1 protein-coding gene is annotated in these 1,006 nt (G+C 53.9%); it reads right to left on the bottom strand.

The genetic code is table 11. From position 1 onward, the window contains the following. Positions 1 to 2: 2 nt before the first annotated feature. Complete coding sequence (locus VZ95_RS20725; protein WP_045777553.1) at positions 3 to 821, bottom strand: UDP-2,3-diacylglucosamine diphosphatase; 819 nt, start codon at positions 819 to 821, stop codon at positions 3 to 5. Between the last annotated feature and the right edge of the window lie 185 nt (positions 822 to 1,006).

The raw sequence follows: 1,006 nt of genomic DNA on the forward strand, positions 1-1,006 counted from the left end.
GGTTATCGGGCCAATATGTTAGCGGTGGAAGCGACGGGTTGGCGCGCAGGGTGCCAACCGAAGAGCTGACGGATTTCGGCCCAGTGCAGGATTTCTAGGCGACCGTCGAAATGCTCCACGAGGGCCGTGCAGCTTTCCACCCAATCGCCATCGTTACAGTAGAGAACGCCTTGAATATCGCGCATTTCGGCGTGATGGATATGACCGCAAACGATGCCATCGAAATTACGGCGCTTGGCTTCTTCAGCCAGCGCATCTTCGAAATTCGAAATATATTCGACCGCGTTCTTCACGCGCTGCTTTAGATATTGCGACAGCGACCAATAAGAGAAGCCGAGCTTGTGGCGGGCGGCATTGAACCAATGGTTCGCGGCCAGAACGACATTATAGGCCCAGTCGCCTAAGTACGCGAGCCATTTGGCGTAGCGAATGACGCCATCGAACTGATCGCCGTGGATGACCAGCAGCCGCTTGCCGGTGGCCGTTACGTGCACCGCCTCATCGAGCACGGTGATGCCGCCAAACTCCATATCGCAATAATCGCGCAACGCTTCATCGTGATTGCCGGGAACGTAGATGACTTTGGTGCCCTTGCGGGCCTTGCGCAGCAGCTTTTGCACTACGTCATTATGGCTTTGTGCCCAAAACCAAGTGCGCTTCAGGCGCCAGCCATCGACAATATCGCCCACGAGATAGAGGTAATCCGACTCGGTAAACTTCAAAAAATCCAACAAAGCATCAGCTTTACATCCGCGCGTGCCGAGATGTATGTCGGAAATCCAAATGGCCCGATATTGGGTAACGTTAACTTCTGCATCCATGTTTTTGGCACGCACTTCGTTCTTATCATTCCCCCCTTTCTGCCAGCCGCTGATGACATGTTTTTGACGGTTGGCGAATTTCATTAAACCGTCGTATTACGGTCACGGATTTGTCGCCTCGAACGCGGTTTTTGGAGCGCGAAACAACGGCCCCCTGCGAAGAAGGAAGCGTCGGTCGATGGATG

It is taken from the genome of Elstera litoralis, assembly GCF_000963705.1.
In the GTDB taxonomy this organism is placed as follows: Bacteria; Pseudomonadota; Alphaproteobacteria; order Elsterales; family Elsteraceae; genus Elstera; species Elstera litoralis.

Coding starts and splice junctions, on each gene's coding strand:
- VZ95_RS20725 (WP_045777553.1), bottom strand. CDS start 821: ATGGATGCAGAAGTTAACGTTACCCAATATCGGGCCATTTGGATTTCC.